Annotated in this window: 25 protein-coding genes; 9 read left to right on the top strand and 16 right to left on the bottom strand. The window is 69.5% G+C overall.

The genetic code is table 11. The features are described 5' to 3' along the window. Positions 1 to 6 precede the first annotated feature (6 nt). Complete coding sequence (locus AC07SQ_RS14435; RefSeq protein WP_390347275.1) at positions 7 to 699, top strand: DUF4124 domain-containing protein; 693 nt, start codon at positions 7 to 9, stop codon at positions 697 to 699. Between the two features lie 46 nt (positions 700 to 745). Here AC07SQ_RS14435 and gatB read toward each other — a convergent pair whose 3' ends face one another. Genes gatB through gatC form a run of 3 tightly spaced genes read right to left on the bottom strand, consistent with a single transcriptional unit; the run spans position 746 to position 4,027 of the window. Then, positions 746 to 2,236 carry an Asp-tRNA(Asn)/Glu-tRNA(Gln) amidotransferase subunit GatB gene (gatB, locus tag AC07SQ_RS14440; protein WP_095949786.1) on the bottom strand — a complete coding sequence of 497 codons (1,491 nt, stop codon included), beginning with the start codon at positions 2,234 to 2,236 and terminating at the stop codon, positions 746 to 748. Position 2,237: 1 nt separating this feature from the next. Next, the gene (gatA, locus tag AC07SQ_RS14445) at positions 2,238 to 3,728 is read right to left on the bottom strand and encodes an Asp-tRNA(Asn)/Glu-tRNA(Gln) amidotransferase subunit GatA (RefSeq protein WP_495273241.1); all 1,491 of its coding nucleotides are present in this window, start codon (positions 3,726 to 3,728) and stop codon (positions 2,238 to 2,240) included. Further along, positions 3,725 to 4,027: an Asp-tRNA(Asn)/Glu-tRNA(Gln) amidotransferase subunit GatC gene (gene gatC, locus AC07SQ_RS14450; RefSeq protein WP_495273242.1), complete on the bottom strand. Its 303-nt coding sequence runs from the start codon at positions 4,025 to 4,027 to the stop codon at positions 3,725 to 3,727. Before gatC ends, gatA begins: the two co-directional genes overlap by 4 nt. A 216-nt stretch (positions 4,028 to 4,243) precedes the next feature. Here gatC and AC07SQ_RS14455 point away from each other — a divergent pair, with 216 nt between their 5' ends. The 4 genes from AC07SQ_RS14455 (at position 4,244) to mrdA (ending at position 8,999) form a co-directional block, all read left to right on the top strand. Then, positions 4,244 to 5,287 (top strand): rod shape-determining protein, encoded by a 1,044-nt coding sequence (locus tag AC07SQ_RS14455; protein ID WP_056583929.1) that lies wholly within the window; start codon positions 4,244 to 4,246, stop codon positions 5,285 to 5,287. 86 nt (positions 5,288 to 5,373) lie between these two features. Beyond that, complete coding sequence (mreC, locus tag AC07SQ_RS14460; protein ID WP_095743224.1) at positions 5,374 to 6,336, top strand: rod shape-determining protein MreC; 963 nt, start codon at positions 5,374 to 5,376, stop codon at positions 6,334 to 6,336. Continuing rightward, on the top strand, positions 6,333 to 6,854 hold the full coding sequence (gene mreD, locus AC07SQ_RS14465; RefSeq protein WP_062472721.1) for a rod shape-determining protein MreD: 522 nt from the start codon (positions 6,333 to 6,335) through the stop codon (positions 6,852 to 6,854). The genes mreC and mreD overlap by 4 nt, the downstream gene beginning before the upstream one ends. A gap of 147 nt (positions 6,855 to 7,001) precedes the next feature. Next, positions 7,002 to 8,999, top strand: coding sequence for a penicillin-binding protein 2 (mrdA, locus tag AC07SQ_RS14470; RefSeq protein ID WP_062472723.1), 1,998 nt, complete (start codon positions 7,002 to 7,004; stop codon positions 8,997 to 8,999). A 40-nt stretch (positions 9,000 to 9,039) separates the two neighbouring features. On the opposite strand, the gene fahA is transcribed toward mrdA, so the two are convergent. The 6 genes from fahA to AC07SQ_RS14500 all read right to left on the bottom strand — a co-directional run bounded on the left by fahA (position 9,040) and on the right by AC07SQ_RS14500 (position 15,533). Continuing rightward, on the bottom strand, positions 9,040 to 10,305 hold the full coding sequence (gene fahA, locus AC07SQ_RS14475) for a fumarylacetoacetase (protein WP_495273243.1): 1,266 nt from the start codon (positions 10,303 to 10,305) through the stop codon (positions 9,040 to 9,042). A 26-nt stretch (positions 10,306 to 10,331) separates the two neighbouring features. Beyond that, a complete protein-coding gene (locus AC07SQ_RS14480; protein WP_495273267.1) occupies positions 10,332 to 11,312 on the bottom strand; it encodes a Bug family tripartite tricarboxylate transporter substrate binding protein in 981 nt (326 codons plus the stop codon). A gap of 2 nt (positions 11,313 to 11,314) precedes the next feature. After that, a complete protein-coding gene (hmgA, locus tag AC07SQ_RS14485) occupies positions 11,315 to 12,625 on the bottom strand; it encodes a homogentisate 1,2-dioxygenase (protein WP_070063481.1) in 1,311 nt (436 codons plus the stop codon). 46 nt (positions 12,626 to 12,671) lie between these two features. After that, the gene (locus AC07SQ_RS14490) at positions 12,672 to 12,866 is read right to left on the bottom strand and encodes a DUF2783 domain-containing protein (protein ID WP_062472729.1); all 195 of its coding nucleotides are present in this window, start codon (positions 12,864 to 12,866) and stop codon (positions 12,672 to 12,674) included. 5 nt (positions 12,867 to 12,871) lie between these two features. Continuing rightward, the gene (locus AC07SQ_RS14495) at positions 12,872 to 14,509 is read right to left on the bottom strand and encodes an FAD-dependent oxidoreductase (RefSeq protein ID WP_495273244.1); all 1,638 of its coding nucleotides are present in this window, start codon (positions 14,507 to 14,509) and stop codon (positions 12,872 to 12,874) included. Between the two features lie 64 nt (positions 14,510 to 14,573). Beyond that, positions 14,574 to 15,533, bottom strand: a complete 960-nt coding sequence (locus AC07SQ_RS14500) for an MBL fold metallo-hydrolase (RefSeq protein WP_062472733.1) — start codon at positions 15,531 to 15,533, stop codon at positions 14,574 to 14,576. A 149-nt stretch (positions 15,534 to 15,682) separates the two neighbouring features. Between AC07SQ_RS14500 and AC07SQ_RS14505 the strand changes: the two genes are divergently transcribed. Together AC07SQ_RS14505 and AC07SQ_RS14510 are read left to right on the top strand one after the other, a co-directional pair. Next, on the top strand, positions 15,683 to 16,546 hold the full coding sequence (locus tag AC07SQ_RS14505; protein ID WP_062472735.1) for an IclR family transcriptional regulator: 864 nt from the start codon (positions 15,683 to 15,685) through the stop codon (positions 16,544 to 16,546). 17 nt (positions 16,547 to 16,563) lie between these two features. Continuing rightward, complete coding sequence (locus AC07SQ_RS14510; protein WP_495276255.1) at positions 16,564 to 17,322, top strand: SIR2 family NAD-dependent protein deacylase; 759 nt, start codon at positions 16,564 to 16,566, stop codon at positions 17,320 to 17,322. Between the two features lie 4 nt (positions 17,323 to 17,326). Here AC07SQ_RS14510 and AC07SQ_RS14515 read toward each other — a convergent pair whose 3' ends face one another. From AC07SQ_RS14515 to AC07SQ_RS14545, 7 genes are all read right to left on the bottom strand, one after another. Beyond that, positions 17,327 to 17,821: a GFA family protein gene (locus AC07SQ_RS14515; protein ID WP_447740273.1), complete on the bottom strand. Its 495-nt coding sequence runs from the start codon at positions 17,819 to 17,821 to the stop codon at positions 17,327 to 17,329. Between the two features lie 18 nt (positions 17,822 to 17,839). Continuing rightward, on the bottom strand, positions 17,840 to 18,061 hold the full coding sequence (locus tag AC07SQ_RS14520; protein ID WP_070063477.1) for a hypothetical protein: 222 nt from the start codon (positions 18,059 to 18,061) through the stop codon (positions 17,840 to 17,842). Between the two features lie 55 nt (positions 18,062 to 18,116). Continuing rightward, positions 18,117 to 18,806 carry an ABC-type transport auxiliary lipoprotein family protein gene (locus tag AC07SQ_RS14525; protein WP_495273246.1) on the bottom strand — a complete coding sequence of 230 codons (690 nt, stop codon included), beginning with the start codon at positions 18,804 to 18,806 and terminating at the stop codon, positions 18,117 to 18,119. A 23-nt stretch (positions 18,807 to 18,829) separates the two neighbouring features. Next, complete coding sequence (locus AC07SQ_RS14530) at positions 18,830 to 19,786, bottom strand: MlaD family protein (protein ID WP_159278852.1); 957 nt, start codon at positions 19,784 to 19,786, stop codon at positions 18,830 to 18,832. Positions 19,787 to 19,794: 8 nt separating this feature from the next. Beyond that, positions 19,795 to 20,649, bottom strand: coding sequence for an ABC transporter ATP-binding protein (locus AC07SQ_RS14535; protein WP_495273247.1), 855 nt, complete (start codon positions 20,647 to 20,649; stop codon positions 19,795 to 19,797). After that, positions 20,646 to 21,818, bottom strand: a complete 1,173-nt coding sequence (locus AC07SQ_RS14540; RefSeq protein WP_495273248.1) for an MlaE family ABC transporter permease — start codon at positions 21,816 to 21,818, stop codon at positions 20,646 to 20,648. The genes AC07SQ_RS14535 and AC07SQ_RS14540 overlap by 4 nt, the downstream gene beginning before the upstream one ends. 133 nt (positions 21,819 to 21,951) lie before the next feature. Then, positions 21,952 to 22,860 carry a LysR family transcriptional regulator gene (locus AC07SQ_RS14545; RefSeq protein ID WP_070063473.1) on the bottom strand — a complete coding sequence of 303 codons (909 nt, stop codon included), beginning with the start codon at positions 22,858 to 22,860 and terminating at the stop codon, positions 21,952 to 21,954. Between the two features lie 86 nt (positions 22,861 to 22,946). On the opposite strand from AC07SQ_RS14545, the gene AC07SQ_RS14550 reads away from it, so the two are divergent. Together AC07SQ_RS14550 and AC07SQ_RS14555 are read left to right on the top strand one after the other, a co-directional pair. Continuing rightward, complete coding sequence (locus AC07SQ_RS14550) at positions 22,947 to 24,464, top strand: CoA-acylating methylmalonate-semialdehyde dehydrogenase (protein ID WP_495273249.1); 1,518 nt, start codon at positions 22,947 to 22,949, stop codon at positions 24,462 to 24,464. Between the two features lie 70 nt (positions 24,465 to 24,534). Beyond that, entirely contained in the window at positions 24,535 to 26,169 is a 1,635-nt protein-coding gene (locus tag AC07SQ_RS14555) for a GMC family oxidoreductase (protein ID WP_495273250.1), read from the top strand. Positions 26,170 to 26,459 lie beyond the last annotated feature (290 nt).

Below are 26,459 nucleotides of genomic sequence, written 5' to 3' on the forward strand. Positions count from 1 at the left end.
GCGCCGATGCGACGCCCCGCGCGCGATCCCTCTTCTGCTGCCGCCGTGGCGTCGCTGTGGCTGGGCCTGGCGGCCCTGTCGTCGTGCGCAACGGCGCTGGCCCAGCCCGCCAGGACGGACGGGCCCGGTGTCGGCATCTACACCTGCGTCGACGCGCGCGGGCGCACGCTCACGGCCGACCGGCCGATCGCCGAGTGCAGCGACCGCGAGCAGCGCGAACTGGGCCCGAGCGGCACGGTGCGCCGCAAGCTGGAGCCGACCTACACGGCGCGCGAGCAGCAGGAGCGCGAGGACCGCGCGCGCGAAGCCGCCATCCAGGCCGCACGGCTCATCGACGAGCGCCGCCGCGAGCGCGCGCTGCTGGTGCGCTACCCCAACGCCACCACACACGACCGCGAGCGCGTCGAGGCCCTGTCGCAGATCGACGCCGTGATCCAGGCCGCGAAGAAGCGCCTCGTCGAGCTTGCCGACGACCGCAAGAAGATCGACGAAGAGCTCGAGTTCTACAAGCAGGACACGAGCAAGGCGCCCGGCGCCGTGCGCCGCCGCATCGAGGACAACACGCAGAGCGTGGCCGTGCAGAACCGCTTCATCACGGAGCAGGAAGACGAGAAGAAGCGTGTGAATGCGCGCTTCGACGAGGAGCGCGGGCGCCTGAAGACGCTCTGGTCGCCGCAGAACGGCGGCAACCCGCGCTGAACGAACCCGCCGGGGCCTGGCGCAAGGCCCCGGGGCTCGTTCGTGATCAGCCCAGCTTGGCTTTCAGCAGCTCGGTGACCTGTGCAGGGTTGGCCTTGCCCCCGCTGGCCTTCATGACCTGCCCCACGAGGCCGTTGAGCGCCTTTTCCTTGCCGCCGCGGTATTCCTCGACGTTCTTCGCGTTCTTGGCAATCACCTCGTCGAGGATCTTGTCGAGCGCGCCGGCGTCGTTCATCGGCTTCAGGTCCTTGGCTTCGATGATCGCGTCGACATCGCTGCCTTCGCCGCTCCACAGCGCTTCGAACACCTGGCGCGCGGCGTTGTTGGGCAGCGTGCCGTCGGCGATGCGCGTCACCAGCTGCGCGAGCTGCGCGGCCTTCACGGGTGCGGCCTCGATGCCGATCTCGGCGGCGTTCAGGCGGCGCGCCATCTCGCCGGTGATCCAGTTGCTGGCCAGCTTGGGCGCCGCGCCGGCGTTCACCGCGTCGTCGAAGTAGCGGGCCAGCGCCGCGCCCTGCGTGAGCTGCGCGGCGTCGTATTCCGACAGGCCGTGGTCGCGCACATAGCGCTCGGCCGTGGCACGCGGCAGCTCGGGCATGGTGGCGCGCACGCGCTCGATCCACTCGGCGGCCACCACGAGGGGCGGCAGGTCCGGATCGGGGAAGTAGCGGTAGTCGGCCGCGTCTTCCTTGGTGCGCATGGTGCGCGTCTCGCCGGTGGCGGGGTCGAACAGCACGGTGGCCTGCTCGATGGCACGGCCCTCTTCGAGCTCGTCGATCTGCGAGTTGATCTCGTAGTCGATTGCCTGCTGCATGAACTTGAAGCTGTTCAGGTTCTTGATCTCGCGGCGCGTGCCGAGCTTCTCACCGGGCTTGCGCACCGACACGTTGGCGTCGCAGCGAAAGCTCCCTTCCTGCATGTTGCCGTCGCAGATGCCGATCCACGTGACGATCTTGTGCAGCTCCTTCGCATAGGCCACGGCCTCGGCGGTGGAGCGCATGTCGGGCTCGGTCACGATCTCCAGGAGCGGCGTGCCGGCGCGGTTCAGGTCGATGCCGCTCTGGCCGATGAAGTCTTCGTGCAGCGACTTGCCCGCGTCTTCCTCGAGGTGGGCACGCACCAGGCGCACGGTCTTCTTCTCTTCACCGAGGAAGAACGACACCGCGCCGCCTTGCACCACCGGAATCTCGAACTGGCTGATCTGGTAGCCCTTGGGCAGGTCGGGGTAGAAGTAGTTCTTGCGCGCGAACACGCTGCGCGGCGCGATGTGCGAGCCCAGCGCCAGGCCCAGCTTGATGGCGCGTTCGACCGCGCCCTTGTTCATCACGGGCAGCGTGCCGGGCAGTGCCAGGTCGACCGCGCAGGCCTGCGTGTTGGGCTCGGCGCCGAAGGCGGTGGAGGCGCGGCTGAAGATCTTGCTCGCGGTCGACAGTTGGGCGTGCGTCTCGAAGCCGATGATGACTTCATAGCCGCGCACCAGCGGGCCGGTCGGGCGGCCTTGTTGTTGTGCTTCGAATGTGTTCACGGTCTCGCTCATGTCAGAAGCCCTCCGGCGTGCGCGTGTGCCAGTCGGTGGCTTGCTGGAAGCGGTGCGCTGCGTTGAGTAGCTTCGCTTCGCCGAAGTAGTTGCCGATCAGCTGCAGGCCCACGGGCATGCCCGCATCGAAGCCCGCGGGCACGCTCATGCCGGGCAGGCCGGCCAGCGAGGCGGGCAGCGTGAAGATGTCGGCGAGGTAGTCGGCCACGGGGTCGTCGCCGTGTTCGCCGATCTTCCAGGCGGTGGTCGGTGCGGCGGGGCCGGCGATCACGTCGCATTGCGTCAGCGCCTGCTGGAAGTCGTCCGCGATCATGCGGCGCACCTTCTGCGCCTGCAGGTAGTAGGCGTCGTAGTAGCCGTGCGAGAGCACGTAGGTGCCGATCATGATGCGGCGCTTCACCTCGTCGCCGAAGCCTTCGGCGCGCGTGCGTTCGTACATCTCGGCCAGGTCCTTGTACTGCTTGGCGCGGTGGCCGAACTTGACGCCGTCGAAGCGGCTCAGGTTGCTCGAGGCCTCGGCCGCAGCCAGGATGTAGTACACGGGAATCGACAGCTCGGTGCGCGGCAGCGAGACCTCGACGCGCTTGGCGCCGAGCTTCTCGTACTGCGCGAGCGCCGCATCGATGGCGGCGCGCACGCCGGGCGCCACGCCGTCGCCGAAGAACTCCTTGGGCACGCCGATGCGCAGGCCTTCGAGCGAGTCGTTCAGCGAGCGGCCGAAGTCTTCGGCGGGCTTGTCGAGCGAGGTCGAATCGCGGTCGAGATCGGGGCCGCAGAAGGCCGACAGCAGCAGCGCGCAGTCTTCGGCCGAGCGGGCCATCGGGCCGGCCTGGTCGAGGCTCGATGCGAAGGCCACCATGCCGTAGCGCGAGGCGCGGCCATACGTGGGCTTGATGCCGGTGACGCCGCAGAACGACGCGGGCTGGCGGATCGAGCCGCCGGTGTCGGTGCCGGTGGCGGCCGGTGCAAGGCGCGCGGCCACGGCCGCCGCGCTGGCGCCCGACGAGCCGCCCGGAATGCGTTCGAGGTTCCAGGGGTTGCGCACCGGCACGGCTTGGTCGTGGCCCACGGCGGGCACGGCGACGTTCTCGTTGGCCGAGCCCATTGCGAACTCGTCGCAGCTGAGCTTGCCCAGCGTGACCGCGCCGGCTTCGGCCAGGCGGCGCACCACGGTCGCGTCGAAGGGCGAGCGGTAGCCCGCGAGCATCTTCGAGCCGGCGGTGGTGGCGAAATCGGTGGTGACGAAGATGTCCTTGTGCGCAATGGGCACGCCGGCCAGGGCCGGGGCGTTGCCTGCGGCGAGCAGCGCGTCGGCCTTGCGGGCCTGGGCCAGCGTGACTTCTTCATTGACGTCGACGAAGGCGCCGAGCGATTCATGGGCCTTCATGCGGCCGAGGAAGGCCTGCGAGGCCTCGACAGCCGAGACCTTGCGTTCGGCCAAGGCCTTGGCCAGGGCGACCACGCCCATCTGGTGCAGTGGTTCGCCGCTCATTGTTCGATCACCTTGGGCACGAGGAACAGGCCGGCTTCGACGGCCGGGGCGCTCTTCTGGTTGGCTTCGCGGTTGTTCGGCTCGCTCACGATGTCGTCGCGCAGGCGCAGCGTCACGTCTTCGAGCGCGGCCACGGGGTGCGCCAGCGGCTCGACGCCGGTGGTGTCGACCGCGCGCATGCGTTCGACCAGATCGAAGAAGCCGTTGATTTGAGTGAGCATGCGCTCGCTTTCATCTGGGGCAAGCTGCAGCCGCGCCAGCGAGGCGATGCGTGCAATATCGGAAGCGGAAAGAGACATAGATGGCTGACGGGTCGAAAAAACCGGAGGCAATCGCACGCCGAAGAGGGTGCCGACACGGGATTCAGAGGGGATTCGGTTATTATCCCGCCTTTGCCGCAACCCCCGCGAACGCGCCGGCTTTTGCGCCAAAAACGATCAATTCACCCCGTCAAACGACCCAAAAATAGAGCGACGACCTGCCGATGCGCAGGCCGTGCTCAGAGGATTCCGCACATGTTTGGAGCTTTCCGTCGGTACTTCTCCACCGACCTGGCGATCGACCTCGGCACCGCCAACACCCTGATCTTCGCCCGCAACAAGGGCATCGTGCTGGACGAGCCCTCCGTGGTCGCGATCCGCCACGAAGGCGGCCCCCATGGCAAGAAGGTGATCCAGGCCGTCGGCCGCGAAGCCAAGGCCATGCTGGGCAAGGTGCCCGGCAACATTGAGGCCATCCGCCCGATGAAGGACGGCGTCATTGCCGACTTCGTGATCACCGAGCAGATGATCAAGCAGTTCATCAAGATGGTGCACCCGCGCACGCTGCTCACGCCGAGCCCGCGCATCATCATCTGCGTGCCCTGCGGCTCGACCCAGGTCGAGCGCCGCGCCATCAAGGACGCGGCCGAAGCCGCCGGCGCCACCGCCGTCTACCTCATCGAAGAACCCATGGCCGCGGCCATCGGCGCCGGCCTGCCCGTCAGCGAAGCCTCGGGCTCGATGGTGGTGGACATCGGCGGCGGCACCACCGAAGTGGGCGTGATCTCGCTGGGCGGCATGGTCTACAAGGGCTCGGTCCGCGTGGGCGGCGACCGCTTCGACGAAGCCATCATCAACTACATCCGCCGCAACTACGGCATGCTGATCGGCGAGCCGACGGCCGAAGTCATCAAGAAGAACATCGGCTCGGCCTTCCCGGGCTCCGAAGTCAAGGAAATGGAAGTCAAGGGCCGCAACCTTTCCGAAGGCGTGCCGCGCAGCTTCACCATCAGCAGCAACGAAGTGCTGGAAGCCCTGACCGACCCCCTGAACAACATCGTCTCGGCCGTGAAGAACGCGCTGGAACAGACGCCTCCCGAACTGGGCGCCGACATCGCCGAGCGCGGCATGATGCTCACCGGCGGCGGCGCGCTGCTGCGCGACCTCGACCGCCTGCTCGCCGAGGAAACCGGCCTGCCGGTGCTCGTGGCCGAAGACCCGCTGACCTGCGTGGTGCGCGGCTGCGGCATCGCCCTGGAGCGCATGGACCGTCTGGGCAGCATCTTCACGAGCGAGTAAAAGGCGAAAGCCATCATCGGCCGGCCTCTGCTTGCGCAGGCCGGCTTTTTGTTATTTGATGCCGCACCACCGCCGGGTCTGACTACATGCCTCTGGGCACGCTCGATCGCACAGCGCCACCTCTGTTCAACCAGGGGCAATCGGCACTCAGCAAGCTGATCTTCTTCGGCGCGCTCTCGCTCTTCCTCATGGTCGCCGACGCCCGCTTTCACCTCGTGAAGCCGATCCGCTCGGCCATCGGTGCGGTGCTCTACCCGGTGCAGATGGCGGCGCTCAAGCCGGTCATGCTGGTGATGGGCGGCAGCCGCTACTTCGAAGAGCTGCAGACCGCGCAGCGCAATGAAGACGAGGCCCGCAAGGCCCTGATGCTGCAGGCCGAGACCGCCAGCCGCGCCGACACGCTCGCGCAAGACAACGCCCGCCTGCGCGAGCTGCTCGAGTTGCGCCAGACCACCACCACGCCGGGCCGTCCGGCCGAGGTGCTGTACGACGCGGCCGACCCCTACACGCGCAAGATCGTCATCGACCAGGGCCTCGCGCAGGGCGTGGCCGCCGGCTCGCCGGTGATCGACGCGCGCGGCGTGCTGGGCCAGGTCACGCAGGTGCTGCCCTTCACGAGCGAGGTCACGCTGGTGATCGACCGCGACCTGGCCATTCCCGTGCAGAACACCCGCACCGGCGTGCGCAGCGTGGCCTTCGGCGACGCCTCGGCGCACGGCGGCGGCATGGAGCTGCGCTTCATGGCGGCCAACGCCGACCTGCAGGAGGGCGACCTGCTGTCCACCAGCGGCGTCGACGGCATCTACCCGGCCGGCCTGCCGGTGGCGAAGATCGAACGCATCGAGCGCCGCGCCGATTCGGCCTTTGCGCGCATCTACTGCGTGCCGCTGGCCCGCGTGACCGCGGCGCGCTACGTGCTGGTGCTCGAGCCCTCGGGCGCCCCGGTGGCGCCGCCGCACGTCGAGGCCGCGTCCACCCAGCGCAAGCGCCCCGAAGGCAAGCCGGGCGCCGGCAAGAACGAGAAGAAACCGGCGGGAGCCACGCGATGATCAAGCGCCCCGGCCAGCAGCAGCTCTTGCTGCCCGTCAGCCCCGTCTTCATGTGGACCAGCCTGCTCGTGGCGCTGCTGGTCAACATGATCCCCATCGGCCGCGCCGCCTGGATGCCCGACCTGCTGGCGCTGGTGATCGTGTTCTGGGGCGTGCACCAGCCCGCGCGCGTGGGCATCGGCGCGGCCTTCATGTTCGGCCTGCTCATGGACGTGCACCAGTCGTCGATGCTGGGCCAGCATGCGCTGTCCTACACCACGCTGGGCTTCTTCGCGATCATGATCCACCGGCGCCTGCTGTGGTACCCGGTGCTCTCGCAGGCGCTGCAGGTGCTGCCGCTGTTTGCGCTGTCGCAGTTCATCGAGGTGATCACGCGCATGATCGGCGGCGGCGTGTTCCCGGGCTGGGGCGTGCTGGTCTCGCCGGCGCTCGAGGCGGCGCTGTGGCCGCTGGCCACCGCGTTGCTGCTGGCGCCCCAGCGCCGCACGCCCGAACCCGACGAGAACCGCCCCCTCTAGTCATGGTGCCCCCCGGCTTTTCACTTCGCTTCGCTGCGTGTAACTCCACCCCCCGAGGGGGAGGCGCGGCCCGCCTTGGGGCGGCCCGGCGGCGGCCGCCCGTCGCATTTGCCATCGCACCTGCGCACGCCTAAGCTTCCTGACGCCATGACCGAAATCCGCAACGTTGCCGCCGACCTGGCGCGCTTCAAGCGCCGCGTGATCGTCATCGGCCTGGCGGTGCTGTTCGCCTTCAGCCTGCTGGGCTCGCGGCTGGTCTACCTGCAGGTCGTGCGCCATGCCGACCTGGCCGAGCAGGCCGAGAGCAACCGCACGGCCGTGGTGCCGGTGGTGCCGAACCGGGGGCTCATCCTCGACCGCAACGGCATCGTGCTGGCCTCCAACTACTCGGCCTACACGCTGGAGATCACGCCCTCCAAGGTCGGTGACGTCGAGGAGACCATCAACAGCCTGACCAGCGTGCTCGAGGTGTCGCCGCGCGACCGCCGCCGCTTCAAGCGCCTGCGCGAAGACTCGCGCAGCTTCGACTCCATTCCGATCCGCACCCGCCTGAGCGACGAAGAGGTGGCGCGCTTCGCGGCGCAGCGCTACCGCTTCCCGGGCGTGGAGATCAAGGCGCGCCTGTTCCGCAACTACCCGCAGGGCGAGCTGGCCTCGCACGTGCTGGGCTACATCGGCCGCATCAACCAGCGCGAAAAAACCGCGATGGAAGACTGGGACGAGGAAGACCAGGCCAACTACAAAGGCACCGACTACATCGGCAAGCTGGGCATCGAGCAGAGCTACGAGAAGATGCTGCACGGCCAGACCGGCGTCGAGCAGATGGAAACCTCGGCCGGCGGGCGCGCCGTGCGCCGGCTCGCGAGCCACCCGGCCACGCCGGGCAACACCGTGATGCTGTCGCTGGACATCAAGCTGCAGAAGCTGGTGGAAGACATGTACGGCGACCGGCGCGGCGCGCTCGTGGCCATCGACCCCAAGACCGGCGAGGTGCTGGCCTTCGTGAGCAAGCCCACCTTCGACCCCAACCTCTTCGTCGAAGGCATCGACACCGAGAGCTGGCAGGCGCTCACCGAATCGATCGACAAGCCGCTGCTCAACCGCGCGCTGCGCGGCACCTACCCGCCGGGCTCCACCTACAAGCCCTTCATGGCGCTGGCGGCGCTGCAGACCGGCAAGCGTGCCGCGAGCGTGGTGGTGAACGACCCCGGCTACTTCAACTTCGGCGGCCACCGCTTCGGCAGCCCCGAGGGCTACCTGGGCGGCGTCGACATGCGCCGCTCGATCCAGGTGTCGAGCAACATCTACTACTACTCGCTGGCCAACGAGATGGGCGTGGACCTGATCCACGACTTCATGAAGCCGATGGGCTTCGGCCAGATCACCGGCATCGACCTGGGCGGCGAGGTGCGCGGCGTGCTGCCCAGCACCGAATGGAAGCGCAACGCCTACAAGCGGCCCGAGCAGAAGAAGTGGTACGCGGGCGAGACCATCTCGCTGGGCATCGGCCAGGGCTACAACGCCTTCACCATGCTGCAGCTGGCGCAGGCCACGGCCATCGTGGCCGACGGCGGCATGAAGCACCGGCCGCACCTGGCGCTGGCGATGCGCAACACGGTCAGCGGGCAGGTCGTGCCACTGCCGCAGCCGCCGGCCGAGAACCTGGGCTATACGGCAGCCAACGTGGCGGTGATCCGCGAAGGCCTGACCAGCGTGGTCACCAGCGGCACCGCGCGCGGCGTGTTCGCGGGCGCGGGCTACCAGGCGGCCGGCAAGACCGGCACGGCGCAGGCCGTGACGCAGGCCAAGAACACCAAGTACAACGCGCGCGCGCTCGAAGAACACCAGCGCGACCACGCGCTGTTCATGGCCTACGCACCGGCCAACAACCCGAAGATCGCGCTCGCGGTCATCGTCGAGAACGCGGGCTGGGGCGCGGGCGCCGCGGCGCCGCTGGCGCGTCGCGTGTTCGACTACTGGCTCATGGACCAGTACCCGAGCGAGGCCGACATGGCCGCCGTGCGCATCGGCCGCGCGGGCGCGCCGATGGGCAAGCCGCGCGTGGCCAGCGAGGTGGCCTGGCCCGCGGCGGCCGCGGTGCCGGCACCGGCGGGCGCGGCATCGTCGGCGGCGCCGACGCCCTGACAGGCGCGCCCCGCGGGGCGCACCGTCTCTCAGGCCAGGGTCAGACCACCGTCCCGGCGACTTCACCCAGGCCGATGCGCACCGCGCCTTCGCGCTCGCACCAGCCGCGCATCACCAGCGTGTCGCCGTCTTCCAGGAAGGTGCGCTTCTCGCCATTCGGCAGCGTGACCGGCTGCTTGCCGCCCAGCGTGAGTTCCATCAGCGAGCCGGCCTGGTCGGGCTGCGGGCCCGACAGCGTGCCCGAGCCCAGGAGGTCGCCGGGTTGCAGGTTGCAGCCGTTCACCGTGTGGTGCGTGATGAGCTGCGCGGCGGTCCAATAGGCGGCCTCGGTGGTGTTGCCCAGCGTGAGGCGCACGGGCGCCACGCCGTCGGCACGCATCTTCGCGGTCTGCAGCAGCACTTCGAGCGTGATGTCGAGCGCGCCGCTGTCGCGGTTCGAGGGCGCATCGAGGTAGGGCAGCGGCTGCGGGTCTTCGGCGGGGCGCTCGAACTTCGCGCGGAACGGCGCCAGCGCTTCGGTCGTCACGATCCAGGGCGACAGCGTGCTGGCGAAGTTCTTGGCCAGGAACGGACCCAGCGGCTGGTATTCCCAGGCCTGCAGGTCGCGCGCCGACCAGTCGTTGAGCAGGGTCACGCCGAACAGGTGGTCTTCGGCGTCGGCGATGGCGATGGGTTCGCCCAGCGCATTGCCGCGGCCCACGAGGAAGCCCAGCTCCAGTTCGTAGTCGAGTCGCTTCGAGGGGCCGAAGCTGGGCGCGACTGCATCGGGTGCCTTGGTCTGGCCTTGCGGGCGCTTGAAGACCTGGCCGCTCACGCCGATCGACGAGGCGCGGCCGTGGTAGCCGATGGGCACCCACTTGTAGTTGGGCATCAGCGGCTGGTCGGGGCGGAACAGCTTGCCGATGGTGGTGGCGTGGTGGATGCCCGTGTAGAAGTCGGTGTAGTCGCCGATGCGGCAGGGCACGGTCATCTCGGCCTGGGCCTGCGCGAGCAGCGCCTTCGACCACGCGGCCTGCTGTCCGCTGCCTTCGGCCAGGCCCGCAGAGATCGCGGCGCGCAGCGCCTGGCGGTCTTTCACCGAGGCGTTCATCAGCACGTTCATGTCGTCGGTGTCGATGAGGCCGGTGGCGCGCAGGTCGAGGATCTGGTCGCCGATGGCCACGCCGATGCGGAAGGCCTCGCTGCTGCCGGCGGCGCGGAAGCGGCCGAAGGGCAGGTTCTGGATCGGGAAGTCGGTGCCGGCCACGTTGGCGGCGGCGACCCAGCTGCGCAGCTTCGGGTCGTGGGTGGCGTTGAGTGCGGTCATGGAGGTCTTTCGGTTCTTGAATCGGATCAGTCTGCGGTCATGCCGGCCTTCTTGGCGACGTCGCCCAGGCGCTTGTATTCGGTGTCGGTGAGCGTGGTGAGCTCCTGCGCGCTCGAGCCGCGCGGCGAGAAACCGGCCTGCTGCAGCTTGGCCTTCACATCGGGCATCGCGAGCGCTTCGACGAACGCTTCGTTCAGCGCCTTCACGATCGGTGCCGGCAGCTTCGCCGGACCGTACACGCCGAACCACGGCTCCAGCGCATAGCCCTTGAGGCCGGCTTCGGCCATCGTCGGCACGTCGGGCAGCGAGGGCGAGCGCGTGGAGCCCGCCACCGCCAGCGCGCGCAGCTTGCCGGCCTGGATGTGCGGCAGCGACGCCGGCAGGTTGTCGAACATCACGCCGATGGTGTTGCCCAGCATGTCGGTGATGGCCGGGCCGCTGCCCTTGTAGGCCACGTGCGTGAGCTCGGTGCCGGTCATCTGCGCGAACATCACGCCGGCCAGGTTCATCGAGGTGCCGGCGCCCGCGGTGGCGTAGGGCAGGCCGGGGTTCTTCTTCGCGGCGGCGATGAGCTCGGGCACGGTCTTGATGGCCGAACTTGCGGGCACTTCGAGCACGATGGTCGACATGCCCAGCAGGCTGATGGCCGTGAAGTCCTTGCGCGGATCGAAGGCCATCGACTTGTAGATGTGCGGGTTCAGCGCGTTGGTCGAGATCGCGCCGAAGCCGATCGTGTAGCCGTCGGGCGCGGCCTTGGCCACGGCGTCCATGCCGATGTTGCCGCCCGCGCCGCCGCGGTTGTCGATGAGCACCGGCTGGCCCAGCTTCTCCGACACCTTCTGGCCCACGGTGCGCGCCACGAGGTCGGTGGTGCCGCCGGCCGTGTAGGGCACGATGAACTTGATCGGCTTCGACGGAAAGTCGGCCGCGTGCGCCAGCAGGAACGGCGCCGCGAGCAGTCCGACGGCCGCCGCGCGGCGGGTGAGGGCGAAAGCGCTCTTCTTCATCTTCATGGCTTGAATTGGTCCTTGAGGCCGGCCCAGCAGTCGGTGTAGTCGGTGTCGAGCGCCGGGCTTTGCAGCGCGAAGTTCGTCGGGATGAAACGGTAGCGGCTCTCGAACATGAAGGCCAGCGTGTTGTCCAGCTTGTGCGGCTTGAGGTCGGCGTGCGTGGCCTTGTCGAAGGCTTCTTCGTCCGGTCCGTGCGGCACCATGCAGTTGTGCAGGCTCGCGCCGCCGGGCTTGAAGCCGCCCGGCTTGGCGTCGTACTCGCCCAGCACCAGGCCCATGAACTCGCTCATGAGGTTGCGGTGGAACCACGGCGGACGGAAGGTGTTTTCCATCACCATCCAGCGCGGCGGGAAGATCACGAAGTCGCAGTTGGCCGTGCCGGGCGTGTCGCTGGGCGAGGTCAGCACGGTGAAGATCGACGGATCGGGATGGTCGAAGCTGATCGAGCCGATGACCATGAAGTTGGCTGTGTCGTACTTCACCGGTGCGAGGTTGCCGTGCCAGGCGACCACGTTGAAGGGCGACTGTTTGGTCGGCGCGGTCCAGAAGCGGCCGCCGAATTTCTTCACCAGCTCGTAGGCGCCGCCGTCCGCCTCGAAGGCCGCCACGGGCGCCTGGAAGTCGCGCGCGTTGGCCAGACCGTTCGAGCCGATCGGGCCGAGTTCGGGCAGGCGGAAGTGCGCGCCGTAGTTCTCGCACACGTAGCCGCGCGAGAGGCCGTCGGGCAGCGCGACCTTGAAGGCCATGCCGCGCGGCAGCACCACGATTTCGCCGGGCTTCACGTCGAGCACGCCGAGTTCGGTCGTGACGACGAGGCGGCCTTGTTGGGGCATCACCAGCATCTCGCCGTCGGCGTTGACGAAGGCGCGCTGTTCCATCGAACGGCCCGCCAGGTACATCAGCGAGCCGATGCCGACCTGCGACTCGGCGTCGCCGTTGGCGGCCAGCGTGTGCATGCCGTCGATGAAGTCGACGTCGGCCGCGCCGTCCAGCGGCAGCGGGCCCCAGCGCATCGGCTCGGGCGGCAGCGCGATCTCGCGGTCGGCGCCGGTGGTCCAGTGCGCCTGCGCGTAGGGCTGGTAGCGGCCCGACACCACCGAGGGCTGGCGGCGGTACAGCCAGGTGCGGCGGTTCTCGTGGCGCGGCGCCGTGAAGGCGGTGCCCGAGAGCAGCTCGGTGTACAGGTCGAAGGGGCCGCGCTGCGGGTTGTTGCGGCCTTGCGGCAGCGCACCGGGCACGGCCTCGGAGGCGTACTCGTTGCCGAAGCCGCTCTGGTAGCGCCGTTCGGCGGCGGGTGTTGCTTGGGTCATGGGCTTGTCTTTCGAAAGTCGCGATGAGGTGGGAATGCGTGGCCGTTCAGCCGGCGCGCGCCGCGTCGAAGGCTTCGCGCAGCACGGCCAGCGAGCCGACGTGGTTGGCCAGCACGAGCACGAGCCGTGCGTTGAAGGCGTGGCTTTCCTCGGTGGAAAGCCCCTGGTGGGCCTCGATGAGCGCCTCGTAGAAATCGTCGGGCGCTTCGAGGTTCGGCGTGGTGATCAGTTGCGGTTGCATCGGGGTCATGCCTTTGCCAGTGCGTGGTCGAGGGCCGCGCGAAGGTTCGCTGCCGTGGGCTGCCGCCAGCGCGCGCACACGTGCTGGTCGGGCCGCAGCAGGTAGACGGTGCCGGGCTGCGCGTCGTAGCGCTGCGTGGCGAGTTCGGCGTCGGGGCCGGTGCCTTCCACGCGCACGACGTGCAGCGCGAGGTCGCTGCTTTTCAGCGCCTGCAGGCTGCGCTCGGCGGCGTCGCCGGTGCCGAACACCAGCGCGGTGAAGCGCGCCACATGGCATTCGCGCAGCAGCCAGCCGGTGCTGCCGTCGGCGCGCCGCACGGGCGCGTCGGCCGCGGCCGCGCCGGGCACCATCGCGCCGGCGAAGGTGTCGGCATCGGGCGTGTTGAGCGGCGAGTCGCGCAGCACCGTGGCCACCGACAGCCGCCCGCTGTTGACCAGCGAACGTGCGAAGGCGTGGCGCTTGGTCAGCTCGAGCACCGCGTCGCGGAACAGCCGGCTCACCTCGCTCTTGGGCGTGATGAAGTCGGTGGCGCGCGTCGAATTGCGGATGTTCTCGTCGGCCGCGAATTCGCGTTCGCTGGCGTAGCTGTCGAGCAGCGCGTCGGGTGCGTCGCCGGCCAGCACGGCTGCGAGCTTCCAGGCGAGGTTGTCGGCGTCCTGCACGCCCGAGTTGGCGCCGCGCGCGCCGAAGGGCGACACGCCGTGCGCCGAGTCGCCCGCGAACAGCACGCGGCCGTGGCGGAAGCGCTCCATGCGCTGGCAGGCGAAGGTGTAGACGCTGGCCCAGCCGATCTGGAACTGCACGCCTTCGAAGCCGATGCTGTCCAGCAGTGCGCGCACGCGCGGCGTGATGCGCTCGGGCTTGCGTTCTTCCACCGGGTCGGCGTCCCAGCCGAGCTGGAAGTCGACGCGCCACATGCCGTCGGCCTGCTTGTGCAGCAGCACGCTCTGGCCGGGGTGGAACGAGGGATCGAACCAGAAGCGGCGCTCGGTGGGCAGCTGCGCGTCCATCGTGATGTCGGCGATCAGGAAGCGGTCGCGGAACACGCGGCCCTTGGCTTCCTGCCCCAGCATCTGGCGCAGGTTGGAGCGCGAGCCGTCGCAGGCGGCCACGTAGCCGGCCTGCAGGCGGTACTCGCCCTCGGGCGTCTCCACGGTCAGCACCGCGCCGTCGTCGCCTTGCGCGATGCCGGTGACCTTGTTGTTCCAGCGCAGGTCGATCAGCGGCAAGGCTGCGGCGCGTTCGACGAGGTAGCCCTCGACGTAGTACTGCTGCAGGTTGATGAAGGCCGGGCGCTCGTGGCCGGGCTCGGGCAGCAGGTCGAAGCGGTAGACCTGCTCGTCATGGAAGAACACTTTGCCGACGTTCCACGACACGCCCTTGTCCACCATGCGGTCGCCGCAGCCGAGGCGGTCGAACACCTCGAGCGTGCGCTTGGCGAAGCAGATCGCGCGCGACCCGCTGGACAGGCTGTTGTCGTTGTCGAGCAGCACCACGGGCACCTGCCGCAGGGCGAGGTCGATGGCGAGCGTGAGGCCCACCGGGCCGGCGCCCACGACCACCACGGGGTGGCGGGCGGGCGCGGCGGCGTCCTGGTCGGCGTGGCGGGTGTAGTCGAAGCGCAGGCTTTGATAGTCGATCACGTGGTGTCTCCGTGTTCTTGTCGTTTCCGTCGCCTTCCCCGCGCGGGGGAAGGTCGCGGCGCGATCAGCCTTCCAGGGCCTTCCACATGTCGATGTCGCGCTGTGCCGTCCACACGCGCGGGTCGGCGTGGCCCGAGGCCTCGTCGTAGGCGCGGCTCACGTCGAAGGGCATGCAGTGGTCGAAGATGACCCACTGCTGGTACTTGGGCTGCAGCTTCGCGTAGGTTTCCTTGTAGACCGCGTTCAGGTCGCGCCCGGCCTTCACGCCTTCCTGCACGCTGGCGTACACGTCGGAGATGAAGGCGCGCGTGCCGTTCAGGCCCTCGGCCACGGCTTCGGGCGTGGTCAGCGCGGCGCCGCGGCCCGGCACCAGGGCCAGGGGCTTCAGGGCGGCGATGTTGTCCAGCGTCTGCGGCCAGTCCTGGAAGTAGGCGTCGCCGGCGTACGGCGTGGCGCCGAACTCGACCAGGTCGCCCGACAGCAGCGCACGCTCCTGCGGCAGCCAGACGACCGTGTCGCCCTTGGTGTGGCCGCGGCCCAGCTGCAGCAGCTGCACTTCGAGCTTGCCCAGCCACAGCGTCATCTTGCCGGTGAAGGTCATGGTGGGCCAGGTCAGGCCCGGGGGCACGGTCTCGACGTTCTGGAACAGGCGCGGGAAGCGGCCGATTTCGCTGGCCTTGTCTTCCTCGCCGCGCTCGACGATCAGGTCGCGCGTGTCCTGGCTGGCCAGGATGTGTTCGGCGCCGTAGCCCGCCGCGCCCAGCACGCGCACGGCGTGGTAATGGGTGAGCACCACGTATTTGATGGGCTTGTCGGTCACTTCGCGGATGCGGCGCACCACGTCGGCGGCCATGGCGGGCGTGGCCTGGGTGTCGGCCACCAGCACGCAGTCGTCGCCGATGATGATCCCGGTGTTGGGGTCGCCCTCGGCGGTGTAGGCCCAGGCGTGCTCCGAGATCTGGCTGAAGGTGATCTTCTTTTCTTCCAGGTCGGCCTGGCTGGCGAATTTCTTGGCTTGGCTCATCGTGTGTCTCCGGTGGGGTGGTTTTGGGATTCGCCTGATTCGTTTAAGGCGAACGAGTTTGCAGATAACGAATGCGCGGAGTGTAAGCCCGAGATCAGTTCATGTCTAATGCCTTCTTCATGAACGAACAACCAGACGGCAAGGCGGCCATGGCAGCGACTGACACCGACCGCGCCCAGCGCGGCATCCAGAGCATCGAAGTCGGCGGGCAGCTGCTGCGCGCGCTGGTGCACCACGGCCGCCCGATGGCGCTCAAAGACCTTGCCCGCGAAGCGGACATGACGGCCGCCAAGGCCCACCCGTACATGGTGAGCTTCGGCCGGCTGGGCCTCATCGAGCAGGACCGCGCCAGCGGCCACTATCTGCTCGGCCCGCTGGCCTTGCAACTGGGGCTGATCAGCCTGCAGCAGGCCGACCCGGTGCACATCGCCACGCCGCTGATCGGCCAGCTCGCGCAGCAGATCGGCCACACCGTGGCACTGGCCGTGTGGGGCGCGCGCGGCGCGACCATCGTGCGCACGGCCGAGTCGCCTTCGCCGGTGCACGTGAACATGCGCCACGGCACGGTGTTCTCGCTCACCAACACGGCCTCGGGCCGCGTCTTTGCCGCCTACCTCGACCCGGCGGTGGTGCGCGCGCAGCTCGAGGACGAGCGCCAGCGCCAGAAGCAGCGCAAGGGCGCCGCCGAGCCCGCGCCGCCGGCCGGCATGCCGCCGGTGCAGCCGCTGCCCTCGTGGAGCGACTTCGAGCGCCAGTGCCAGGAAGTGCGCGACCACGGCATCAGCCGCTCCGACGGCGAGGTGATCGAGGGCGTGAGCGCCATGGCCGCGCCCGTGTTCGACCACACCGGCGCCATCGTGCTGGCCGTGACCGCCATCGGCCCGGCCGGCATCTTCCACACCGCCTGGGACGGCGAGATCGCGCGCGCGCTCAAGGCCTGCGCGGGCACGGTGTCGCAGCGCCTGGGGGCGAGCGCCACCGGCGCCGTGGTGCCCTCCGTTTCCGATCGATGACCCTGTTTTCTTCCGCCTTGTCTTCCACGTCTTCTTCTTCCTCCGACGACCTCGCGCTGCGCATCGACCGCACCGTCGCGCTGCTGCGCGGCGCGCGGCGCATCGTGGTCTTCTCGGGCGCGGGGCTGTCCAAGGCCTCGGGCATCCCGACCTACCGCGACGCCGACGGCCTGTGGATGAGCCAGAACGCGCTCAAGTTCTCGCATGCCGAGGACCTCGCGCGCGACCCGGGCGGCTTCACGAAGTTCTGGGCCCAGCGCCTGTCGCTGATCGAGACCGCGTCGCCCAACCCCGGCCACCTCGCGCTCGCGCAGCTGCAGCGGCTGCGCCCCGCGACCCGGCTCATCACGCAGAACGTCGACGGCCTGCTCGGCAAGGCCGGCGGCCAGGACGTGCTGGAGCTGCACGGCTCGCTGCGCCGCTGGCGCTGCGACCACTGCGGCAACCGCAGCGGCCCGTGGCCGTTCCACCGCTGCCTGCGCTGCGGCTCGCACGCGCGGCCCGACGTGGTCATGTTCGGCGAGATGCTGAACGCCGGCGTGCTGCTCGACGCCCAGGTGGCGGCGCAGGAGTCCGACCTGTTCCTGGTGGTCGGCAGCACCACCATCGTCTACCCGGCGGCCGAACTGCCCAAGCTGGCGATGGCGCGGGGGGCGCGGCTGGTCACGCTGAACATCGAGCCATTGCCGCACCTGGACGATGCGGCGGCGGTGGTGTTGCGGGGGGCGTCGGAAGACCTGCTGCCGAAGTTGGTTGCCGGGATGGCGGGCGACTGAAGCCCTAGCCGGCCCGCATCTTCTCGCGCAGCACGCGCCAGCGCGCGAGGCTTTCGGCGGGCCAGTAGTCCTTGCGGTCGTAGTACTCGTGCACTGCCGGTGCGCCGGGCGGCAGCACCACCCACGGCTGCTTGGACATCGTGAAGATGTGCAGGTCCGGCGGCAGCCGATCGGGCGTGTCGAGCGTGCCCACGCGGATGAAGCTCACGGCGTCGCCGGCGCCGGCGTAGTGGCTCCACAGCGCGACATGGCAGGCCGGGCAGCGCGCGTATTTCTGGCCGCGTCCGCTGGCCGAGGGCGTGAGCACGAGATCGACCGCGCCCTGCAGCACCTGCACGTGCTCCGGTTCGATCAGCGCGTTGAGCGCGAAGGACGAGCCCGTCTCGCGCTGGCACCAGCGGCAGTGGCAGCAGTGCACGAAGAGCGGCGGGGCGTTCAGGCGGTAGCGCACCTGCCGGCAGGTGCAGCCGCCTTCCAGCGGCACGAAGGCGTCGGCCATGGCGGTGGTCGGCGGGCGTCAGCCCTTCTTGCCACCCAGCAGCACCAGCGCGCCGCCCACCACGATCGCCGCCACGCCGGCCCAGGCCGGGATGTTGATGGTCTGTTTTTCCTTCACCGAGAACTCCAGCGGGCCCAGCTTGGCCTGGTGGGTTTCCTTGGTGAAGCTGAAGCCGCCCAGGCCGAGCCCGGCGATGCCGGCGACGACCAGCAGGATGCCGACGATGCGCGTTGCGTTCATGGGACGGGTCTCCTCAGGGTTGGTTGGAAGGAAGAGAGAGCAAGTCGGTGGCCGTTCAGCGCCGCGGCGCCGCCGTGCGCGGCTGCGGCGGCTCCTGCTGCTGCAGCTGGTCGACCCACTGCACGACCTCGGCCATGGCCGCGTCGCTCGCCGCGATGAGCGCCTTCACGCCGCCGGGCGCGTCGGCGCTGGCGGCGGGGCGGCGCACGGTGAAGGTGCGCTGGCCCATCACGCGGTCGCCGCCGGTGGCGCTGCGGACCAGCGTGGCGCGCAGGCGCACCAGGCCCGTGCTGCTGGCCGGCGCGTCGAAGTAGTGGCTGAACTCGTCGAGCGAGATGCGCAGCGTGTCGGGCACGATGCCCTCGGTGCGCGCGAGCGTCGCGCTTTCTTCGGGGCCGAGCACGGTGCGGCGCTCGGCCAGCGTGTCGCGCAACCGCTGGCGCAGCAGCTGCGCGGGCGGCAGGCTCCAGCGTGACTGGCCGTAGGGGCGCAGTTCATTGGCGTCGGCATAGCCCAGGCGGTACAGGATCTGCGTGCCGTCCAGGCGCGTGTTGCTGTCGAACTCCGCGAGGGACAGCGCCGGCAGCGCGGTGGCCGGCGCGGCAGCGGTGGCAGGTGCGGTGGCCGAAAGGCCGGGGCCGAAGTCGTACAGCGTGGCGCGCGCGGGCTTGTCGGGCAGCATGCCGCAGCCGGCGACCAGCAGCACGCAGCCGAGGCTGGCGAGGGCGGGGAGGGTGTTCTTCATGCGCATGGTTGGTCTGCTCCCGGTCAGTGGCGTGCGGCGGGTGCAACGAAGCCGGGCTCGCCCGGGCCCGCGGCGGCGCCACCATTGCCGAACAGCAGCGATTGCGGGTTGTCGTTGATGCTGTCGGCCGCGCGGCCCAGGCGGCGCACCGCGTGGGCGGTGTCGTCGGCCACGCGGTTCACGCGCGGCAGGGTGGCGGCGTTGAACGAATCGACCGCCTGCGCCAGCGCCTTGGTGCCCTCGCTCAGGCGCTCGACCGGGCCGTCGGGTGCGTTGAGCTTGCCCACGGTCGAGTTGAAGTTGTTGGCCACGCGCGAGACGTCGCCGGCCGCTTTCTTCACCGTCGACAGCGTCTCGGGCATGGCGGCCAGCGTCGGGTTCAGGCCGGTCTTGACGGTGTTGTCGAGCTGCTTGAGCAGCGTGTTGGCGCTGGCCGAGGCGGCCGCGATGTTTTCCAGCGCGTCGGCCACGCGCTTCTGGTTGGCGTCGGCCAGCAGCGCGTTGGCGCGCTTGGTCACTTCTTCCACCTGGTCGATGATTTCCTCGCCGCGGTCCTGCAGCTTCGCGAGCATCGAGGGCTTGAGCGGAATGCGCGGCGGGTTGTCGTTGTTCGGCTTGAGCGCGACGGTCGATTCGCCCTCGTCGTCCAGCGCGATGAAGGCCAGGCCGGTCACGCCCTGGTAGCTCAGCGTGGCAAAGCTGGAGGTGGTGAGCGGCACGCGCTCGTCGACCGTGATGCGCACGCGCACGTTGCCCTTGGTCTTGGGGTCGAAGTCGATCGAGGTCACCTTGCCGACCGAGATGCCGCGGTAGCGCACCTGGGCCTGCGGCTGCAGGCCGCTCACGGCGTCGCGGGTGGAGAGTTCGTACACGTTGCGCACGGTGTTGTCGCGCGTGAACCAGACCACCAGCGCGACGAGCGCGGCGATCAGGCCGAGCACGAAAGCGCCGGCGGCGAGGGCATGGGCCTTGTTTTCCATGAGGGGACCTACCTTTCTTCAGCGCGCGCGGCCTCGGGCCGCGGCGCGGATGGTTGTGTGCCGGCGGCGGGCTTGTCGTGCAGCGCCTCCAGGGCGCGTTGGCCGCGCCCGCCGAGAAAGTATTCGTGGATGAAGGGATGCGGGTAGGCGATGACTTCGCGCGCCGTGCCGCTCACGATCACCTTCTGGTCGGCCAGCACCGCGATGCGGGTGCTCAGGTCGAACAGGGTGTCCAGGTCGTGCGTGACCATCACGACCGTCAGGCCCAGCTCGCGGTGCAGGCCGCGCAGCAGGTCGCAGAAACTGTCCGACGCTTCGGGGTCGAGGCCGGCCGTGGGCTCGTCCAGCAGCAGCAGCGGCGGGTCCATGATGAGCGCGCGCGCGAGCGCCACGCGCTTGATCATGCCGCCCGACAGGTCCGACGGGCTCTTGTTCGCATGCTGCGGCTCCAGCCCCACCATCTGCAGCTTCACGAGCGCGGCGTTGCGGATCAGCTCGTCGGGCAGCAGCTTGAGTTCGCGCAGCGGAAAGGCGATGTTCTCCAGCACGCTGAAGGCCGAGAACAGCGCACCGTGCTGGAACAGCATGCCCACGTTGGCCGCGCCGGCCGCGCTGAGTTCGCCCGGCGCCCGGCCCAGCACCTCGACCGCGCCCTTCGTGGGTTTCTGCAGCCCGAGGATCTGCCGCAGCAGCACCGTCTTGCCGGTGCCCGAGCCGCCGACCAGCGACAGCACCTCGCCGCGGTCAAGGTGCAGGTCGAGGTCGCGGTGCACCACCTGTTCGCCATCGGGGCTCTTGAACACGGTCCAGAGCTTGCGGATGTCGACCACGGTGCTCGACGGGGACGTCACGGCGGCGTTCATCCGCGGAATCCTATGCCCTTGAAGAGCACTGCGAAGAGCGCATCGACCAGGATCACGGCGGTGATCGAGGTCACGACCGACGACGTGGTGCCGCGCCCCAGGCTCTCGGTGTTGGGCTTGACCTTCATGCCGAAGTAGCAGCCGATCAGCGCGATCAGCACGCCGAACACCGCCGACTTGGCCAGGGCCAGCCAGAGGTTGGAGATGGGCACCGCGCGCGGCAATGCCGACAGGAAATACGACGGCGAGATGCCCAGCGCCGCATCGGCCGCGAGCATGCCGCCGGCCAGCGCCGCCATCGAGGTCCACAGGCTGATCAGCGGCATCGCGATGGCCAGCGCCAGCACGCGCGGCATCACGAGACGGAAGCCGTGCGGGATGCCCATCACGCGCATGGCGTCGAGTTCTTCGGTGACCCGCATCACGCCGATCTGCGCCGTGATCGCCGAGCCCGAGCGGCCCGCGATCAGCACGGCGGCCAGCACCGGCCCGAGCTCGCGGATCAGCGACAGCCCGAGGATGTTCACCACGAAGGCCTCGGCGCCGTAGTTGCGCAGCTGCTGGGAGATCAGGTACGCCAGCACCACGCCGATCAGCAGGCCGACCAGCGCCGTGATGTGCAGCGCCGTGGCGCCGAACTGATAGAGGTGGCCCGAGAAGTCGCGCCACGGCGCGCGGTGCGGCGCGCGCGCCAGCGTGCACAGGTCGAGCGCGAGCTGGCCGATGAGGCCGACGAAGTCGCGCAGCACGACCATCGCGCGCGGGCCGTGGTGGGCCAGTGCGTGCAGCCGGTCGCTCAGCGATTTGGGTGGCTCGTCGGGCGTGGCCACCGTGAACTTCGCCACCTGGTCGAGCACCGCCTGGTGCTGCGGCGACAGCTCGATCGTGGCCGGCCAGGCCTGGCGCCAGTGCTCCCACAGCAGCTGGGCGCCGATGTGGTCGAGCTGGCCGATGGGGCGCAGGTCCCAGGCCCGGTCGTCCGCGGGCGGCAGCGCCGCGAGGTCCTTGGCCAGCGCCTCCCAGGCCGGGCGCGTCGACATCGCCAGCGTGGTCCAGCAACCGCTGGCCACGGCCCAGGTGCGGCCGTCCACGTCCTGCGTCTGCGCGCGCGGCGGCGCGAAGGCGTCGTCGGTAGCGGGGGCGTCAGCGGGCGACGAGGTGGGCGACATGGGCAAAGGTGCGGGACAAAACGTAAACAAAGGTCCAAGCGAGAGCGCGCATCGTAACCGCGTGCATCCGGGGCTTGTGTGCGTCTGGCCCTTCGTTTACGTAGGGCCAGACGCCGTTTTTTTCAGCCAATCTTCAGCTCCAGGCCCGGGCCAGCGCGTCCCAGGCGCTGGCGATCACGGGCTCGTCGCGCCGCGCGGCCAGCGAGACGAAACGCAGCGCGCAATCCAGCCGCACGCGGTCGGCCAGCACGAGGCCGTGGGCCTGGCTTTCGCGGATGGCGATCGAGTCGCGCACCAGACTCAGGCCCACGCCCGACTTCAGCAGGTCGAGCATCGAGGCCTCCTGGTCGACCAGCGCCACGCGCCGGGGCGCCAGGCCGAGCGGGCCGAACACGCGCTCCAGCAAACGGTGGTGCGCCGACTCGGGCGGCGTGGCGAGCCAGGGCAGGGCGGCCAGCGCCTTCCAGTCGCGGCCCAGCACCTGCGGGCCCCAGCCGGCCGGCGCGACCACGCGGTAACTGAAGCGGGTGAGGGTGCGCACCGCGAGCGGCGCCGGCGCGGCGTCGTCGGATTCATCGCCGGGGTCGAGGTGAAAGCCCACGTCGAGCTCGCCGCGCAGCACCTGCGCCAGCACGCTGCCGCTCATGCCGTGGCGCAGCTCGGTCTCGATCTGCGGCGCGGCCTCGACCAGCTCGCGCAGGAACACGCCCAGCCGCGTGAACTCAGGGTCGAGGATGGTGCCGATGCGCAGCGCCCCGCGCACCGTGACCTGCAGGTTGCGCGCGGCCTGCTGCAGGTCGCCCACGGCCGCCAGCACGCGCTCGGCCTGCGGCAGCATGGCCGCGCCGTCGGCCGTGAGCGCCAGCCCGTGCGGCGTGCGGGTGAACAGCACCAGCCCGGTTTCTTCCGCGAAACGCTTGAGCTGCAGGCTCACCGCAGGCTGCGTCAGGTGCAGCTTTTCGGCGGCGCGCGAGACGTTGCCCTCGCGCGCCGCCAGGATGAAGGCGCGCAGAATCTGGAGGTCCATCGATGACGTAGTCATATAAGACTGATTTATAGCGCCATCGACGCGAATTCATTGGCTTTCTCTTCGTGGATTGGGCCAAATTGCCTTCAGGAGACCCGCACATGTCCATCAGCACCCGAAATATCGATCACCACATCGCCGGCGCCCCCGCCGCCAACACCTCCGGCCGCACGCAGGACGTGACCAACCCCGCCACCGGCGCCGTCACCGGCAAGGTCGGCCTGGCCGACGCCGCGCAGGTGGCCGCCGCCGTGGCCGCTGCCCAAGCCGCGTTCCCCGCCTGGGCCGACACGCCGCCGATCCGCCGGGCGCGCGTGATGTTCAAGTTCCTGGAGCTGCTCAACCAGCACAAGGACGAGCTCGCCCACCTCATCACCGCCGAGCACGGCAAGGTGTTCACCGACGCGCAGGGCGAGGTCAGCCGCGGCATCGACATCGTCGAGTTCGCCTGCGGCATTCCGCAGCTGCTCAAGGGCGACTTCACCGACCAGGTGAGCACCGGCATCGACAACTGGACGCTGCGCCAGCCGCTGGGCGTGGTCGCGGGCATCACGCCCTTCAACTTCCCGGTGATGGTGCCGATGTGGATGTTCCCGGTGGCCATCGCCGCGGGCAACACCTTCGTGCTCAAGCCCAGCCCGACCGACCCGAGCCCGTCGCTGCTGATGGCCGAGCTGCTGAAGAAGGCCGGCCTGCCCGACGGCGTGTTCAACGTGTTGCAGGGCGACAAGGCCGCGGTCGACGCGCTGCTGGAGCACCCCGACGTCAAGGCGATCAGCTTCGTGGGCTCCACGCCCATTGCCAACTACATCTACGAGACCGGCGCCCGCCACGGCAAGCGCGTGCAGGCGCTGGGCGGCGCGAAGAACCACATGGTCGTCATGCCCGACGCCGACATCGACCAGGCCGTGGACGCCCTCATCGGCGCCGGCTACGGCTCGGCCGGCGAGCGCTGCATGGCGATCAGCGTCGCGGTGCTGGTGGGCGACGTGGCCGACCGGCTGCTGCCCAAGCTCATCGAGCGCACGAAGACGCTGAAGGTACTCGATGGCGAGAACCTCGCGGCCGAGATGGGCCCGATCGTCACGCGCGCCGCGCACGAGCGCATCACCGGCTACATCGCGCAGGGCGAGAAGGAAGGCGCGAAGCTGCTGGTCGACGGCCGCAGCTTCGACGGCAACAAGGCGGGCGAAGGCTGCGGCGACGGCTTCTGGATGGGCGGCACGCTGTTCGACCACGTCACGCCCGAGATGCGCATCTACAAGGAAGAGATCTTCGGCCCCGTGCTGGGCTGCCTGCGCGTCGCGACCTTCAAGGAAGCCGTCGACCTCATCAACGCGCACGAGTTCGGCAACGGCGTGAGCTGCTTCACGCGCGACGGCAACGTGGCGCGCGAGTTCGGCCGCCGCATCCAGGTCGGCATGGTCGGCATCAACGTACCGATCCCGGTGCCGATGGCCTGGCATGGTTTCGGTGGCTGGAAGAAGAGCCTGTTCGGCGACATGCATGCCTACGGCGAAGAGGGCGTGCGCTTCTATACGAAGCAGAAGTCGATCATGCAGCGCTGGCCCGAGAGCATCGGCAAGGGCGCCGAGTTCGTGATGCCCACCGCGAAGTAAAAGGTAAAAGGGGGCGCCGCACGCGCGGCGCGTCCGTCCGAAGAACAACGAGAGACAAAAGCCAGCCGCCATGAGCGACACCACCTTCGACTACATCATCATCGGCGCCGGCACCGCCGGCTCGCTCATCGCCAACCGCCTGAGCGCCGACAAGACCAAGCGCGTGCTGCTCATCGAGGCCGGCCGCAAGGACGACTACCACTGGATCCACATTCCGGTGGGCTACCTGTACTGCATCGGCAACCCGCGGACCGACTGGCTCTACAACACCGAGCCCGACGCAGGCCTGAACGGCCGCACGCTGCGCTATCCGCGCGGCAAGACGCTGGGCGGCTGCTCCAGCATCAACGGCATGATCTACATGCGCGGCCAGTCGCGCGACTACGAGCACTGGGCTGAACTCACGGGCGACGAAGGCTGGCGTTGGGAAAACGTGCTGCCGGCCTTTCGCAAGCACGAAGACTTCTACCTCGGCGCCGACGAGATGCACGGCGCGGGCGGCGAGTGGCGCGTCGAGAAACAGCGGCTGCGCTGGGACATCCTCGATGCCTTCGCCGACGCGGCCGTGCAGGCCGGCGTGCCGCACACCGCCGACTTCAACCGCGGCAGCAACGAAGGCGTGGGTTACTTCCAGGTCAACCAGAAGAACGGCTGGCGCTGGAACACCGCCAAGGCCTTCCTGCGGCCCACCTGCTACGGCCGCCCCAACTTCGAACTGTGGACCGGCGCGCAGGTGTCGCGCCTGCTGTTCGAGACGCTGCCCGACGGCACCAAGCGCTGCACCGGGGCGCAGGTGTGGGACGGCTCCGAGATGACCACCGCGCACGCCGAGTGCGAAGTGATCCTGAGCGCGGGCGCCATCGGCTCGCCGCAGATCCTGCAGCTGTCGGGCGTCGGCCCGGCCGAGCTGCTGCGCCAGCACGGCATCGAGGTGGCGCTGGACGCGCCCGGCGTCGGCGCCAACCTGCAGGACCACCTGCAGATCCGCGCGGTCTACAAGATCGAGGGCGCGCCCACGCTCAACGTGCTGGCCTCGTCGCTGGTCGGCAAGGCGAAGATCGGCCTCGAATACCTGCTGAAACGCAGCGGCCCGATGAGCATGGCGCCGTCGCAGCTCGGCGCCTTCACGCGCAGCTCGCCCGACCGCGCGTGGCCCAACATCCAGTACCACGTGCAGCCGCTGTCGCTCGATGCCTTCGGCGAGCCGCTGCACAGCTTCCCGGCCTTCACCGCGAGCGTGTGCAACCTGAACCCGACGAGCCGGGGCTCGGTGCGCATCAAGAGCGCGCGTTTCGAAGATGCGCCCGCCATCGCGCCCAACTACCTGAGCACCGAGGAAGACCGCAAGGTCGCGGCCGATTCGCTGCGCGTGACGCGCCGCATCGCGCAGCAGCCCGCGCTCGCGAAGTACAAGCCGCAGGAGTGGAAGCCCGGCGTGCAGTACCAGACCGACGACGACCTCGCGCGGCTGGCCGGCGACATCGCCACCACCATCTTCCACCCGGTCGGCACCACCAAGATGGGCGCCGACGGCGACCCGATGGCGGTGCTCGATGCGCGCCTGCGTGTGCGCGGCGTGCGCGGCCTGCGCGTGGTCGATGCGGGCGCGATGCCCACCATCACGAGCGGCAACACCAACAGCCCGACGCTGATGATGGCGGAGAAGGCGGCGGGCTGGATCCTGGAAGACAACCGCAACCGCTGAGCCGGCTCAGCGGCGCGGCTTGGCGCCGCGCTGGGTGTCCGCCTCCGGGCGCGCCTTCGAGCATGAGGTCCACGCCGACCTCGAACATCGCATCGGGGCCGGCCTTGCGGTAGCTGGCGAAGGCCTCGGCCAACAGTGGGCGCGAGGCCGCGACGGCATCGAGCGCCTGCTGCCGAACTTCCGCATCGGGCGGTGCCGCCTGCTCCTCCAGCCCACGGCGCAGGGCTGGCCGGCGCCGTGCTCTATCTGCTGTGCCTGCTGGTGATGCTGCGCAGGTCGCCCGCGGCGGG

It is taken from the genome of Variovorax sp. GW821-FHT06D12, assembly GCF_059419205.1.

Coding starts and splice junctions, on each gene's coding strand:
- AC07SQ_RS14525 (WP_495273246.1), bottom strand. CDS start 18,806: ATGAAGAACACCCTCCCCGCCCTCGCCAGCCTCGGCTGCGTGCTGCTG.
- fahA (WP_495273243.1), bottom strand. CDS start 10,305: ATGACCGCACTCAACGCCACCCACGACCCGAAGCTGCGCAGCTGGGTC.
- AC07SQ_RS14540 (WP_495273248.1), bottom strand. CDS start 21,818: ATGTCGCCCACCTCGTCGCCCGCTGACGCCCCCGCTACCGACGACGCC.
- mreD (WP_062472721.1), top strand. CDS start 6,333: ATGATCAAGCGCCCCGGCCAGCAGCAGCTCTTGCTGCCCGTCAGCCCC.
- AC07SQ_RS14505 (WP_062472735.1), top strand. CDS start 15,683: ATGGCAGCGACTGACACCGACCGCGCCCAGCGCGGCATCCAGAGCATC.
- AC07SQ_RS14490 (WP_062472729.1), bottom strand. CDS start 12,866: ATGCAACCGCAACTGATCACCACGCCGAACCTCGAAGCGCCCGACGAT.
- hmgA (WP_070063481.1), bottom strand. CDS start 12,625: ATGACCCAAGCAACACCCGCCGCCGAACGGCGCTACCAGAGCGGCTTC.
- AC07SQ_RS14480 (WP_495273267.1), bottom strand. CDS start 11,312: ATGAAGAAGAGCGCTTTCGCCCTCACCCGCCGCGCGGCGGCCGTCGGA.
- mrdA (WP_062472723.1), top strand. CDS start 7,002: ATGACCGAAATCCGCAACGTTGCCGCCGACCTGGCGCGCTTCAAGCGC.
- AC07SQ_RS14550 (WP_495273249.1), top strand. CDS start 22,947: ATGTCCATCAGCACCCGAAATATCGATCACCACATCGCCGGCGCCCCC.
- AC07SQ_RS14545 (WP_070063473.1), bottom strand. CDS start 22,860: ATGACTACGTCATCGATGGACCTCCAGATTCTGCGCGCCTTCATCCTG.
- gatA (WP_495273241.1), bottom strand. CDS start 3,728: ATGAGCGGCGAACCACTGCACCAGATGGGCGTGGTCGCCCTGGCCAAG.
- AC07SQ_RS14515 (WP_447740273.1), bottom strand. CDS start 17,821: ATGGCCGACGCCTTCGTGCCGCTGGAAGGCGGCTGCACCTGCCGGCAG.
- gatC (WP_495273242.1), bottom strand. CDS start 4,027: ATGTCTCTTTCCGCTTCCGATATTGCACGCATCGCCTCGCTGGCGCGG.
- AC07SQ_RS14500 (WP_062472733.1), bottom strand. CDS start 15,533: ATGAGCCAAGCCAAGAAATTCGCCAGCCAGGCCGACCTGGAAGAAAAG.
- gatB (WP_095949786.1), bottom strand. CDS start 2,236: ATGAGCGAGACCGTGAACACATTCGAAGCACAACAACAAGGCCGCCCG.
- AC07SQ_RS14535 (WP_495273247.1), bottom strand. CDS start 20,649: ATGAACGCCGCCGTGACGTCCCCGTCGAGCACCGTGGTCGACATCCGC.
- AC07SQ_RS14555 (WP_495273250.1), top strand. CDS start 24,535: ATGAGCGACACCACCTTCGACTACATCATCATCGGCGCCGGCACCGCC.
- AC07SQ_RS14520 (WP_070063477.1), bottom strand. CDS start 18,061: ATGAACGCAACGCGCATCGTCGGCATCCTGCTGGTCGTCGCCGGCATC.
- mreC (WP_095743224.1), top strand. CDS start 5,374: ATGCCTCTGGGCACGCTCGATCGCACAGCGCCACCTCTGTTCAACCAG.
- AC07SQ_RS14455 (WP_056583929.1), top strand. CDS start 4,244: ATGTTTGGAGCTTTCCGTCGGTACTTCTCCACCGACCTGGCGATCGAC.
- AC07SQ_RS14530 (WP_159278852.1), bottom strand. CDS start 19,786: ATGGAAAACAAGGCCCATGCCCTCGCCGCCGGCGCTTTCGTGCTCGGC.
- AC07SQ_RS14435 (WP_390347275.1), top strand. CDS start 7: ATGCGACGCCCCGCGCGCGATCCCTCTTCTGCTGCCGCCGTGGCGTCG.